This window comes from Vibrio sp. 1731 (genome assembly GCF_033339955.1).
In the GTDB taxonomy this organism is placed as follows: Bacteria; Pseudomonadota; Gammaproteobacteria; order Enterobacterales; family Vibrionaceae; genus Vibrio; species Vibrio alginolyticus.
The window spans coordinates 80,186-92,802 of sequence record NZ_JAWOVO010000016.1 but is presented as its reverse complement, the minus strand read 5'-3'; the positions used below and the strand labels follow the sequence as shown (position 1 = coordinate 92,802).

Annotated in this window: 12 protein-coding genes; 7 read left to right on the top strand and 5 right to left on the bottom strand. The window is 44.4% G+C overall.

Annotated elements, in window-relative coordinates; genetic code table 11:
- The first annotated feature begins 153 nt into the window (after window positions 1–153).
- Together R7035_RS17800 and nqrM are read left to right on the top strand one after the other, a co-directional pair.
- Window positions 154–1,158, top strand: coding sequence for an FAD:protein FMN transferase (locus R7035_RS17800; RefSeq protein WP_005380272.1), 1,005 nt, complete (start codon window positions 154–156; stop codon window positions 1,156–1,158).
- Between the two features lie 22 nt (window positions 1,159–1,180).
- Window positions 1,181–1,414 carry a (Na+)-NQR maturation NqrM gene (gene nqrM / locus R7035_RS17795; protein ID WP_005380273.1) on the top strand — a complete coding sequence of 78 codons (234 nt, stop codon included), beginning with the start codon at window positions 1,181–1,183 and terminating at the stop codon, window positions 1,412–1,414.
- A 158-nt stretch (window positions 1,415–1,572) separates the two neighbouring features.
- On the opposite strand, the gene R7035_RS17790 is transcribed toward nqrM, so the two are convergent.
- Window positions 1,573–2,790, bottom strand: coding sequence for a response regulator (locus tag R7035_RS17790; RefSeq protein WP_005380276.1), 1,218 nt, complete (start codon window positions 2,788–2,790; stop codon window positions 1,573–1,575).
- A 187-nt stretch (window positions 2,791–2,977) separates the two neighbouring features.
- On the opposite strand from R7035_RS17790, the gene R7035_RS17785 reads away from it, so the two are divergent.
- Both R7035_RS17785 and dinB read left to right on the top strand, forming a co-directional pair.
- The gene (locus tag R7035_RS17785) at window positions 2,978–3,211 is read left to right on the top strand and encodes a DUF2789 domain-containing protein (protein WP_005380277.1); all 234 of its coding nucleotides are present in this window, start codon (window positions 2,978–2,980) and stop codon (window positions 3,209–3,211) included.
- 76 nt (window positions 3,212–3,287) lie between these two features.
- Complete coding sequence (dinB, locus tag R7035_RS17780) at window positions 3,288–4,352, top strand: DNA polymerase IV (RefSeq protein ID WP_025768236.1); 1,065 nt, start codon at window positions 3,288–3,290, stop codon at window positions 4,350–4,352.
- Here dinB and R7035_RS17775 read toward each other — a convergent pair.
- Window positions 4,349–6,274 (bottom strand): ATP-dependent DNA helicase RecQ, encoded by a 1,926-nt coding sequence (locus R7035_RS17775; protein ID WP_005380279.1) that lies wholly within the window; start codon window positions 6,272–6,274, stop codon window positions 4,349–4,351. The two genes, dinB and R7035_RS17775, sit on opposite strands and share 4 nt — an antisense overlap.
- A 76-nt stretch (window positions 6,275–6,350) precedes the next feature.
- Between R7035_RS17775 and R7035_RS17770 the strand changes: the two genes are divergently transcribed.
- Window positions 6,351–6,830 (top strand): GreA/GreB family elongation factor, encoded by a 480-nt coding sequence (locus R7035_RS17770; RefSeq protein ID WP_165935369.1) that lies wholly within the window; start codon window positions 6,351–6,353, stop codon window positions 6,828–6,830.
- Window positions 6,831–6,891: 61 nt separating this feature from the next.
- Window positions 6,892–7,635, top strand: coding sequence for a YggN family protein (locus R7035_RS17765; RefSeq protein ID WP_053306726.1), 744 nt, complete (start codon window positions 6,892–6,894; stop codon window positions 7,633–7,635).
- Between the two features lie 136 nt (window positions 7,636–7,771).
- Here R7035_RS17765 and R7035_RS17760 read toward each other — a convergent pair whose 3' ends face one another.
- Complete coding sequence (locus R7035_RS17760) at window positions 7,772–10,318, bottom strand: Ig-like domain-containing protein (protein WP_318146209.1); 2,547 nt, start codon at window positions 10,316–10,318, stop codon at window positions 7,772–7,774.
- Between the two features lie 378 nt (window positions 10,319–10,696).
- Between R7035_RS17760 and R7035_RS17755 the strand changes: the two genes are divergently transcribed.
- Window positions 10,697–12,061, top strand: a complete 1,365-nt coding sequence (locus tag R7035_RS17755; protein ID WP_269334279.1) for a sodium-dependent transporter — start codon at window positions 10,697–10,699, stop codon at window positions 12,059–12,061.
- Between the two features lie 104 nt (window positions 12,062–12,165).
- Here the strand turns inward: R7035_RS17755 and R7035_RS17750 are convergent, their stop codons facing one another.
- Window positions 12,166–12,357 carry a DUF4250 domain-containing protein gene (locus tag R7035_RS17750; RefSeq protein WP_033905530.1) on the bottom strand — a complete coding sequence of 64 codons (192 nt, stop codon included), beginning with the start codon at window positions 12,355–12,357 and terminating at the stop codon, window positions 12,166–12,168.
- Window positions 12,354–12,563: a YaeP family protein gene (locus R7035_RS17745; protein ID WP_033905529.1), complete on the bottom strand. Its 210-nt coding sequence runs from the start codon at window positions 12,561–12,563 to the stop codon at window positions 12,354–12,356. The genes R7035_RS17750 and R7035_RS17745 overlap by 4 nt, the downstream gene beginning before the upstream one ends.
- Between the last annotated feature and the right edge of the window lie 54 nt (window positions 12,564–12,617).

Below are 12,617 nucleotides of genomic sequence, written 5' to 3'. Positions count from 1 at the left end.
TCCAAGTGATTGAATCTATGGCTAGCTCTCCAAGAGAGCTAGCCATTATTTTTTATAGACATAAAACTGATACTCAACAGTTGATATAGGTAATCGGATTGAAAGGATTGGTCCTATTTCCCATATCAATTCAACAACATTGGGAGTTAACAAGTGAAAAAGTGGCTTGTTGCATTCGCTTCTCTATTGATTTTGGCTGGCTGTGAGCAGCCTGCAGATCAAATTCATTTAAGTGGCCCTACCATGGGGACTTCTTACAACATCAAGTATATCGAGCAAGATGGTATTCCAACGCCAAAAGCGATGCAGACAGAAATTGATCGCTTATTGGAAGAGGTTAATGACCAAATGTCGACCTATCGTGACGACTCAGAGTTAAGTCGTTTTAATCAGCATCAAACGAGCGAGCCATTTACAGTTTCGACACAAACTGCAACGGTAGTGAAAGAAGCAATTCGCCTTAACGGTCTTACTTTAGGTGCATTGGATGTGACGGTCGGCCCTCTAGTTAACCTGTGGGGGTTTGGTCCAGAAGCTCGTCCAGATGTAGTTCCAACCGATGAAGAACTCGCTGCTCGCAAAGCAAATACCGGTATTCACCACCTATCTGTTGATGGTAATACACTGTCCAAAGATCTTCCTAACTTGTACGTCGACCTATCGACGATTGCGAAAGGTTGGGGGGTTGACGTGGTTGCTGACTACCTTCAATCTGAAGGGGTACAGAACTTTATGGTCGAAGTTGGCGGTGAAATGCGTCTCAAAGGTGTCAATCGTGAAGGTGTGCCTTGGCGTATCGCAATTGAAAAACCGACCGTTGATGAACGTTCAATTCAAGAAATTATTGAACCAGGCGACATGGCAATTGCAACAAGTGGTGACTATCGTAATTACTTTGAGAGTAATGGTGTGAGATACTCTCATATTATTAATCCACGAACAGGCAAACCAATTCATCATAAAGTGGTGTCTGTAACGGTATTAGATAAATCGTCGATGACTGCTGATGGTCTTGCAACTGGTCTTATGGTGCTAGGTGAAGACAAAGGCATGGCAATTGCGAACGAAAATAATATTCCTGTTTTCATGATTGTGAAAACGGAAGATGGTTTTAAAGAGTTGGCTTCGGAAGCATACAAGCCATTCATGAAGAAATAACAACAGAAGTGAGCATGTTTTTATGAATACATTTCTAATTACCTTTGCTGTGTTTGTCGCGGTAATCACTGCAATGGCTGTCGGATACATTTTCCAAAAGAAAGTCGTGAAAGGTAGCTGTGGTGGCTTAGGGGCAGTTGGCATCGAAAAAGTGTGTAATTGTCCAGAACCCTGCGATGCGCGTAAAAAACGTGAAGCGCGCGAGGCTGCGCGTGCTGAGAAATTGGCGGCGTGGGAAAAAGATAGAATTGCTTAGTATTGGTTAATCGTACTAAGAAAGTGATAAAGCTCAGCGTTCTGCTGAGCTTTATTTTTAGGCAGCTAACCAAAGCTCAGATGTCCGAGAAAGAGCCCAATACCGTGTTTTGTTGTTTCTTTCTCTCATGTTACAGAGCAAGACCACACTGATAGTCATTAGGACGAAGAAATGATTTGGTTACGTCCGTTCTCTTTGGCCATGTAAAGTCGCTCATCCGCCACTTTTATTTGTTGTTCCAGCTCCCCCTCGATGTTGCTTACACCAATACTCGCGGTCACAAGAATGTTTTTGTCCAAATAAGTTATTGGCGTTTTTTCTATGCGCTGTCTCATTTGTTCTAAGCGTGTTAGAAAGCCGTCATAGTCGCCACTGGCTTGAATACAAAACTCCTCGCCACCAAGCCTAGCGACAATATCATTTGGAAAATAGATTTTTAGAATATTCGCTATCATGACTAACACTGCATCGCCGCCCTCATGTCCGTGTGTATCATTTACTTGCTTAAAGAAATCGATATCAAGCATCGCGATGTTTCTTTGAGCGTTTTCTACATGGGGTTGCTCAAACAGAAAGCGGCGGTTCCATAAGCCCGTTAGCGCATCTTGATTTGCCATTTTAAACAGTTCAGATGTTGCGTCTTTGATATCTAACAGTTGGTGAATACGGCAAAAAAATTCTTCTTGATTAAATGGCTTGTATAAAAAGTCATTGGCCCCTGCTTTTAGAAACCTAGCCGTCATGGTCTTAGAGTTACTACCCGACAAGCCGAGAATGGCTAATTGATTTTTATCCCACTTCCGACGTAATTCACGCACCATAGTAATGCCATCTTTAACGGGCATATCATGGTCGGTTAAAACGAGAGTGATATCTGGATTTTGCTCGACAAGCTCTAGGGCTTTTTGCCCATTGTCAGCTTCCAACGTCTGAATATATTGATGCTCCAAAAGTTGGGCAATGTGTCTTCTTACGGTGTGTGAATCATCAACGACTAAACATTTGTGTTGTTGATTGTTGGTTAGTCGCTTGAGGAGTGGTAATAGATAGGAAACGGACGCCATGCTGTCTTTCAAAATATAGTCGAGGACACCTTTTGCAAGCATCTTTTCGCGAGTGTCTTCTTGAAATCGAGCCGTTAAAACAATGACACGATGACCATGTTCCAAAACGAGGTCAATAATCTCGCCATCTTGAGCATCCGGTAAACAATAGTCTAAAACCGCACAGAAGAGGTCCTGTGCTGAAGATAACAAGTTCTTTGCCTCCGCGTAGCTTTCCGCTGCGATGACCTCATAACCAGCTTGGCTTATTGTTTGGCAAAGAAAGTTTTTAAATGCACGACTATCTTCAACAACCAGAATCTTATTACTCAAGCGCAGTCCCCAAAATTAATTGTTTAAAATCAATGATAACTAAAATTAAACTTATCGCCATCAAAAAACACATGTCAACCAAAAGTAGAACAACTACTCAAATGTTTGACACGCATCCGTTAACATCACATCATTATTCCTGTCTTAGTTATATAATTATGTTTAGCTAACGTAGGGAGAAAGTAGTATGGAAATGCATCAACATGGTATGGCTGAGCTATTTCAACAACTGGGCCTCGGTAGCTCTCCTCAAGAAATGAAAGATTTTATTAATCAACATCGACACAAAAGAGATTCTGCGCCTTTACATGAAGCTAGCTTTTGGACGATGTCACAGGCGAACTTTCTAAAACAAGCCATCGAAGAAGATGCAGATTGGGCCGAATTAGTCGATCAATTGGACGTAATGCTTCGAGATTGACGTTCGCTTAAACACGCCCATTTCTCTTCAGGTAGATTTGATTTATACTGTTTTTTTGAACAGTGCTTTGATGGCTATGTCAGATCGAATTAGAAAAATTATTCATGTCGATATGGATTGTTTTTATGCTGCCGTAGAGATGAGAGATAACCCCAGTTACCGTGGCATTGCACTCGCTGTTGGCGGACATGAAAAGCAGCGTGGAGTGATTAGCACCTGTAATTATGATGCGCGTAAATATGGTGTTCGCAGTGCAATGTCAACGGCGCGCGCGCTGCAACTCTGTCCTCATTTGTTGGTTGTGCCCGGTAGAATGCATGTATATAAGCAAGTCTCTCAGCAGATTCGTGCTATTTTTGAGCGTTATACGCCTATCATTGAACCTCTCTCATTGGATGAAGCATACCTCGATGTCACGGACTCGACAGCTTGCCGTGGCTCCGCTACGTTGATCGCAGAGTCAATTCGCCGCGATATCTGGAGTGAACTTGGGTTGACGGCATCGGCGGGCATTGCTCCGATAAAGTTTCTTGCCAAGGTCGCGTCAGACATGAACAAGCCCAACGGTCAGTTTGTGATTCCGCCAGAGAAAGTCCAAGAGGTTATCGATAGTCTTCCGCTAGAGAACATTCCTGGTGTGGGGAAGGTGAGTCTTGAGAAGCTCCACCAAGCCGGTTTTTATCGATGTGAGGACATTAAAAACAGTGACTATCGAGAGTTGTTGAGGCAGTTTGGTCGTCAGGGTGCCTCCTTATGGCAGCGAAGCCATGGAATTGATAATCGAGAAGTCGTTGTTGAGCGCGAGAGAAAGTCCGTCGGTGTGGAAAGGACATTCAGCCAGAACATCGCAACCTATGATGAATGTTGGCAAGTGATTGAGGAGAAACTTTATCCTGAACTCGAGAAACGTTTAGAGCGTGCAAGCCCAGATAAGTCGATTATTAAACAAGGTATTAAAGTCAAATTTGCCGACTTTCAACTGACAACAATTGAGCACATCCATCCGCAATTAGAGCTTGAGGACTTCAAGATCTTGCTAAGAGATATTCTTAAACGCCAAAATGGACGGGAAATTCGCCTTTTAGGCTTGAACGTGATGCTCAAGCCCGAAGACCAAGCGCGTCAATTGAGCTTTTTTTAGGCCCTTACCGTTTCTACCTGCGTTAATACCTGCTCAAAACTTACATTTGCCATTGCACCATAACCTGCTAGCTTTGAGGCTTTTAGCTGGCTAATCAAAGGAGTGCTGATTCCGCACAAGAAGCGAGCAACGGCATCATTACTGATGGCCGATGGGGAAAGCTGAATAAACTCCCGCGCCCATATCGATACTTGAGATTGTTCAATATCTTCAGGTTCTGGTGCTGTGAATGTGGCGACGTGACCACGACACACGGAGCAGTGACCACATTGCTTTGGTGCATCGTGATCCGCAAAGTAGTTCGCCAATTGTGAGCTCAAACAGTGCTCGGACTGGAACAAGTGCAGCATGGTGTGGATTCTTTCGATATCTTTGCTTTCTTTGGATTGGAACAGTTCATACAGTTGTTGGATTAAAACATCCGAGCTCTGTTTGGTTGGCATAACTGAGTACACGTCCGTCAGTTGTTTGCTCTCTAGTTCTATCCAGCCGTTCTGGTGAAAATAGTCGAGCGCTGCGACAACTCGGCTGCGTTCCGATTGATAGTTCATCCATAGCGCTTCTAGATCAACTTGGCACCACACTTTGGCTTTTTGTGAGCAGGAAAAAATAGCCTCCACAAATTGACGTCGCTCGCCTTGAAATTGATTCACAATAAATTGCTGATCGTGCAAAAACTTAAACCGATATTCCGCAAAGTAACTGTACTTTGCTTCAATGACGTTATGTAGCTCCAAATAAACCAACAAGGTTTTGAGTGGCAATTGGCGGATATTACTTTCACGCGACAAACGCAGTGGCACTACCTCCCATTGTGGAGCATGTTCTTTCGCTTGCTCGACTACATAGTTAATTGACGTAAATTCTGGTGTGTCACCATAGACAAAATTCTCCAACACCGTTAGGCCGGACGTATTGCCTAGCAGAATGCACTCCGAGCGTTGCCCGTCCCTGCCTGCACGTCCAATCTCTTGTGCGTAGTTCTCGATTGATTTGGGTAAGTCGAAGTGAATGACGCGTCGAATATCAGATTTATCGACCCCCATACCAAATGCAATCGTTGCAACAATACAGTCAATTTGGCCATCCATGAACTGCTGTTGGATTTGTTCACGAACGTCGCTTTTCATGCCAGCGTGGTATGCGTGAGCGTTAATGCCAATATGGATTAATGACTTTGCTACTCGTTCTGCTGTTTGCTGCTGCGTCACGTATACGATGGTCGGAAGCTTAGGTGAAGAGGCGATGATCTCACTGAGCTGTTCTTGTTTCTTTGTTTCCTCACACGGGATCACCGAGATATCCAGATTAGAGCGGTAGAAGCCTGTAACGGTAATATGTTCACTGGAAATATCGAACTTTTTTTGCATGTCTTCAATAACTGCAGGCGTTGCCGTTGCGGTGAGAAGTAAAGACTGTGGGATGTTCAGTTCACGTTGATATTGCGGTAGTTTGAGATAATCTGGACGAAAGTTATGCCCCCATTCGGAAATACAGTGCGCTTCATCAATGACCATCAAAGAAATCGGTACTTGGCGAATGAATTCACGAAAACGCTCATTTTTTAGTCGCTCAACAGAAATCATCAAGATTTTGATTTGTCCATTCTTCACGCCAGCCATGACCTGTTGTGCTTCTTCTCTACTTTGACTGCTATCGATAGAAGCGGCCGCGATTCCTTTACTTTGTAAAAAGCTCAGTTGATCCTTCATTAACGCCAACAACGGAGAGATCACCAACGTAAGGTTGGGTAATATGGTTGCAGGTAGTTGATAACAGAGTGACTTCCCCGAGCCTGTAGGAAAGATTGCCGCAGCAGAGTAACCATTCATAACGGCTTCAATAACGGGTTGCTGACCTTGGCGTAATGAGTCAAAACCAAATACAGATTGAAGTGTTTGATGCAGCGAGTCACTTTGCATAATAGGGAAACCTTTCTTTGATGGTAAACTTGGCTACATTAACACACCCCGAATACTAAACGCGCGTCCTAAAAGTATGAACAAAGCTGACTTAGTCCAAATTATCATCCAACATCTGGAAGAAAAACTTCAAGTTGCCCATTCATCGGCTCAGCGAGCTATCGATGCCGCCACAGATGAAGAAACTGTTCCCGAGCACAAGTACGATACATTGGCACTTGAAGCCGCGTATCTTGCTCATGGACAAGCCATGCGAATTCAAGATAGTGAAGAGGAGTTGCGTCAATATCGTTCTTTAGTGACTCGTAACTTTAAGAATGCGCCTGTTGGTGTTGGTGCTTACGTTGTTCTCGCAGATGAGAATTTGATCGAAAAGCACTTCTTTGTAGGCCCTTGCTCTGGTGGTTTGACTGTTCAATATCAGGCTCAGGAAGTCTTTGTCTTAACAGCAAAATCTCCTCTTGGTCGAGCGTTGTTCGGAAAAGAAGAAGGTGATGAGGTTGACGTAAAAATAGGAGATAAAACAACTTGTTACGAAGTCGTGACGATTTGCTGACATCTCATGTATCACTCAGTGTTATGTTTAACACGAGTAATGTTAAATAAAAGAGAATGACATGAAAAAGCTTTTTACACTCTCATTGCTGATGGTCAGTGCTACTGGTTATGCAGCGCAGTGTCGTGTGGACATCAATAATGAAGTCCGTATGGATGGGCAAAGCTTGGAAATTCGCCAAACGACAGGTGATAAAGCCGTCGTGGATGAGGATAACAACCTCTTCATCAAAGGTGAGCTAATTGAACTCAATTCTGACCAGAAAGCGGCAATTGAAGACTATCGCGAAAAAATGAACGCGTATATTCCACAAGCAAAGCAATTGGCGAGTGATGGTTTAGCGCTTGCGAATGATATTATTGATGATGTTGCGGAAAGCCTCGATGCACCTGGTGCGTTTGATAATGTAAAAGTCGCAGTAAAGGACTTTTTCGCTGATGTTGAATCACGTTACTACAAAGATGGTGATTTCATCCTGCCGGCGGAGAGTTTTGAGTCTATGACACAAGGGTGGACTAAAGACTTTGCAAAAGCACAAGAGATCTTCAATAAAGAGTTTTTAGCCAGTTCGTTGGATGCTTTATCGAAAAAAATGAAGGAAGAGGGAGGGATAAACCTCACTGCATTATCAGAGAGTATGGCTGAACTCAGCGCGAAAGTAGAAGAGCGTTTAGCCGAGCATTCGAAAGAGGTAGAACAACAAGCAGAAGACTTGTGCGATTCGCTGGATGACATGGCAGGGCAAGAAGACGATCTGTTGAAGAAAATCCCTGAGCTAAAAGATTACCGAGTATTTACGATTTAATTACTCATTAAAAAGTAAAAAACTCAATGAGATAAAGAAAGAGAGCACGATTGTGCTCTCTTTTCGTTTTTACATACTTGAATAAGTAATGGAAACAAGACGATATTTGCGTTTTACTCGCTTGTTCTTTGATAGCTTATTGCGTATTCATCTCGGTGAGTTTATCGCCGACAGGTTTTGAGAAGTTAAAGCCATCATGCTGATCCCAGTTGATAGACCATGTCATTACCCCTGCATAATTCGGGTAATGGTACGCTGGTTTAACGGTGCCACATGAAGTGCCTTTGGTTAAACAATCTAGTGCGTTGATAATATTCTGTGTTGGAGCCTGCCCTGAATTTGCCGAGCTAGGACCTGAAGGTAAACCGATTGCGACTTGATCATCGCGCAATGGTGCAAATTGAGTGCCGTCGGCCAACTCAAAACCTTCGATAAGCATTTTAGATTGCGCTACCATCATATCCACAGAGCCTTCTGGTGCACTGCCTGGCAGGTATGGGTTTGGCAAACCGCCGTTGTTATATAACTGGACGTGAAGCAAGTCGAGCGTGCTGCGTGTCTCGTTTATCACAGGAATGTAAGCTCCCCAAATACCGCTGTAAGCTACATAGCCGCCTTGAACATAAGGGTGCTCAGGCGCCATGGTTAGGTACATATCGCCACCCATGTTTTGCTCTATTTGAAGCAAAGCACGACCAAGGCGAGCTTGAATTTGCGAGCCATGAACTAAGTTAGAACCACTCTCTAAATCCACATCTAGACCATCAAAGCCCCAATCAGCGATAAGACCTGTTAGGCTAGAGACAAAGTTTGCTTCATCTTGGTCGGTATTCAGCGTAATCGTGCCTTCTGCGCCGCCAAGAGAGAGAACAAACTTCTTACCTTTAGCTTGAAGCGCTGCCATGTCCTGCTTGAATTGTGTTGGATCGAGTGCTGGACAATCGCTGTAAATATCGCCTGAATATAGATTAAAGTGCACAGTGCCATCACTGTTGCGATCATTTTCAGCAAAGGCAATATCAATCACATCCCAAGCATCTGCCATATCTGTTAGACGAATTGGACAGCCCGCACCATTTACAAAATTGTGCCAGTAACCGATGAGTTTATGGCGTTTCTCTACTTGCTCAACCACCGTTATTGCAGCGGCGTCAGACAGTGCATTGCTTCCCGACAAATCCACAGCTTGGGCGCTAACTGTAAAGTTACCAAGTGCAGTTGGTGTCCAGTTGGCTGTGTAAGGTGCTGTGGTATCGGTTGCAACAATAGAGCCGTTGATCATGAAATCAACGTGTTTAATGCCTGAAGTTAAAGACGTTGCATCGGCGCTTAATGCGAGACTTTCGCCTAATCCGACGGTTTGACCGCTGCTTGGTGAAGTCAGAGAGACGACCAAATCTTTATCGCTGACTTCCACACCAACCAGGGACTCTGACGTGTTGTTATCATTATCGGTTGCGACGGCTTTAAGCTGGTTAGCGCCAATAAGTGTGGCGTTCCAAGTAACGGAATATGGTGCTTGAGCGGTGACCCCTAAGCTAGTGTTGTTCGCAAAAAACTCAACTTGCGTGACTGTGCCATCAGCATCGCTTGCATTTGCCGTGATTTCGTTATTGCTGCCAGCGAGCACGACTTGTCCATCCGTTGGTGCCGTAATGGTAACTTGCGGTGGTGTCGAACAAGCACCTAGGCCACTCCAAGCATCTTGCCAGTATAGCCCTTCACCAGGCTCGTAAGCCCATGTCGCATCCGAGGAGCACCAACCAGCAACATCACAACGATATTTTTGGTTGAAGTGAGAAACCAGGTCGCCAGATTGATAACTTGTGCCTGCCACATAAGGTACTGCATCTGCACATCCGCCTGTTCCGGTTTCTGCATTACTAATAACCAGCGCTACTTCTTGGCTCATCGTTGCGAGGTTTGTATCATCAGTCGCTTGTGCTTTGAATGAGTATGTACCTGGACTCGCGGTCCATTGATATTCGTAAGGTGCACTAGTATCAATGGCGACAGATTGATTGTTTACGAAGAACTCAACTTGTGTGACCACACCATCAATATCGTCAGCTTGAGCGGCTACGGTTAGGTTATCGCCTACATTAAGCACTTCTGTGCCTACTGGGCTGGTCAATGAAATGCTTGGTGGTGGTAATTCGACTTGTGGTTGAATTTGGATAGAAATCGTCGTGGTGCTAACAGCTCCCTCATTATCTGTCGCAATTGCGGTCAATTGCGAGATCCCTTCAATAGCTGTCCAAGAAGCTTCGAATGGTGCTTGAGTTACCACAGCAACGGTTTGGTTGCCTGCAACAAACTCAATTTGTGTGATTTGGCCATCTTCGTCAGCTGCGTTGGCTAACAAAGTGATCGCACTGCCTTCGGGAATTTGTGCGTTGTTTATTGGAGAGGAGAACGACACCGTTGGTGATAAATTGTTGCTTCCACCATCACATTGCCCTAACGCTTTCCATGCTTCCCAAGATCCTGAGTTGGTCACGGGATCATTGCCTTGCGTCCAATATGCAGCCTCATAAGCGGCTCCTTGCGTTTTTACTAAAGCGCCCGATGTATAAGTCGCAGTGCTGTCCCAGTCGGGTAGACTTTGACAGTTATAGGCTTGAGCTTGGTAGCTGGCGCTGAGTGCTACAACCATCGCTCCGTGAAGTAGGGTGACCTTCATTTTCCTCTCCTTGAATCATGGGTATAAATGAGAACAGAGTAATAACTAGCTGATAAATAGACATTAGGGGGAAAAAGCGAAGCACAATATTCTGCTTTTCGACACAGTATCACGAGGAACAGTTCGTCCCTTACACCAGAGCTCATTATTTTTCGGCTCACTTCACGGCAGAAGGATTGGTAAAATTCAGCCACGTAAAACGAACAACAGTCGCGAGGCTTTTGAGCGATGAATATGAGATGTACGTTAAAATTTACAAGCTGAATGACTACAAATTGTTTCAACTGTCGAGGATTTAACCGAGGTGCTCTTGTTGAATAGTGAATGTTGCTATAGTGTACTAGTTAGCTAGTTCAATGATATTTTTGTGTGAGTAGTATGACACAGCAAACCTCTTCTCAGCCTCGCGAGCATTTTGGCTCTCGTCTCGGGTTCATCTTAGCTGCCGCAGGTGCCGCAGTTGGCCTTGGCAATATTTGGGGCTTCCCAACTCAAGCAGCCAGTAATGGTGGCGGTGCTTTCCTGTTAGTTTATTTGGTGATGATTCTTATCGTCGCATTTCCGATGCTGGTGGTTGAAATGGCGATTGGTCGCCATGGTCAAGCCAACCCTGTAGACAGTATGCGTGCAATCACAGATAACCCTGCCGGTAAAAAGCTCGGCGGCATTGTGGGTTGGATTGGTTTAAGCGTACCAAGCGCTGTCTTAGCGTTTTATTCAATTGTTGGTGGTTGGTTGATCTGCTTTTTACTGGGTGCAATCACAGATCTAATGGGGTTAGAAGCTGAAACTCAATGGCTAAAGGGCTTTAGTGTTGAACGTAACTTGTTCGGAACCATTACTTTTTATGTACTGACGATTCTCATCGTACAAGGTGGCGTAAAACAAGGTATTGAGAAGTGGTCCACACGTTTGATGCCAGCATTGTTTGTTTTGTTTGCTCTGCTATTTGCTTACATCATGACGCAAAACGGTGCGATGGAAGGTCTGAAACATTACCTAGTGCCGGATTTTGAAAAGGTATGGGACCGCAAGTTGATTCTTGCTGCAATGGGGCAGGGCTTCTTCTCGCTTACGATCGGTGGCTGTTCAATGCTGATTTATGGCTCTTACTTGAGTAAGAAAGAGAACCTACCAAAGATGGCGATGAACGTGACCATGGTAGATACTGCCGTTGCTTTCATTGCAGGATTAGTGGTGATGCCAGCGATGTTTGTGGCAATGCAAAAAGGCGTTCAGATCTATGCAGAAGATGGCTCTCTATTAAGCTCTGATACGTTGGTATTTACCGTATTGCCATTGATGTTTGATAGCTTAGGTTTGCTTGGTCAATTGTTCTCTATTGTGTTCTTCTTATTGCTGACGATTGCGGCGCTAACGTCCTCCATTTCAATGTTAGAGTGTCCAGTGGCTTTAGTGAGTGAGCGCTTCAATACTAAGCGCAGCGCAACGAGCTGGGTTTTAGGTGGTCTCATTGCCTTGTTCAGTGTGGTGATTGTTTATAACTTTGGCGCTCTGTTTGGTATGGTCGCGACGGTTGCTACTCAGTATCTACAACCAACCGCTGCGCTCTTATTCTGCTTATTTGGTGGTTGGGTATGGAATCGCAACTCAAAAATCAAAGAGCTTGAGCAAGGTTGCCCGGAGTTTACGCAAGGTTGGTTTGGTAAGTTATGGCCTGCGTATGTGAAGTTTGTATGTCCAATTCTTGTGGCGACAGTCATCTGGGCTTCATTTGGCTAACCGAGACGCCTATCGAATAAAAGAAAAGGGCTTGATGGTAACTCATCAAGCCCTTTTTCATATTGGTTATTCTCGTTTCGGTTATCCGCCAAGCATGGTGTGGATTAACGGAATTGTCCTGCTTCTGGAAGAAAGTCAAAACCAGCAGAAGCCAGTTTTGTCTCCAGTGCTGTGCGCTCGATATCGAAGAAAGCCACCAGTTTGTCCAGATCACCTCCGAAGTCATCGCGTAGCTTCATATTCACAATGCTCATCAGCATGACAGGGTCCATGGATTCAAAGTTCGTTAGATTCATGACTTATCCTCAAAATCTGAAATCAGTAGGTTTGCCGCAGCAAATGCCGCTTTTTCACGCACTTCTTTTGGTAGCGATTCATCCGCTGCAACATCGTTCAGTGCTTTAACTGCACATGAAATTGCTTGGGGAATATAAGCTTGATCGCCACTACCAATCTGAGCATAAAGCTCACGAACCAGTTCACAACAGCCGTATACTTGCATGTTTTCTTTCCACTAAATGATAACTTATCTCAATATACACACAGCGGATTTGAA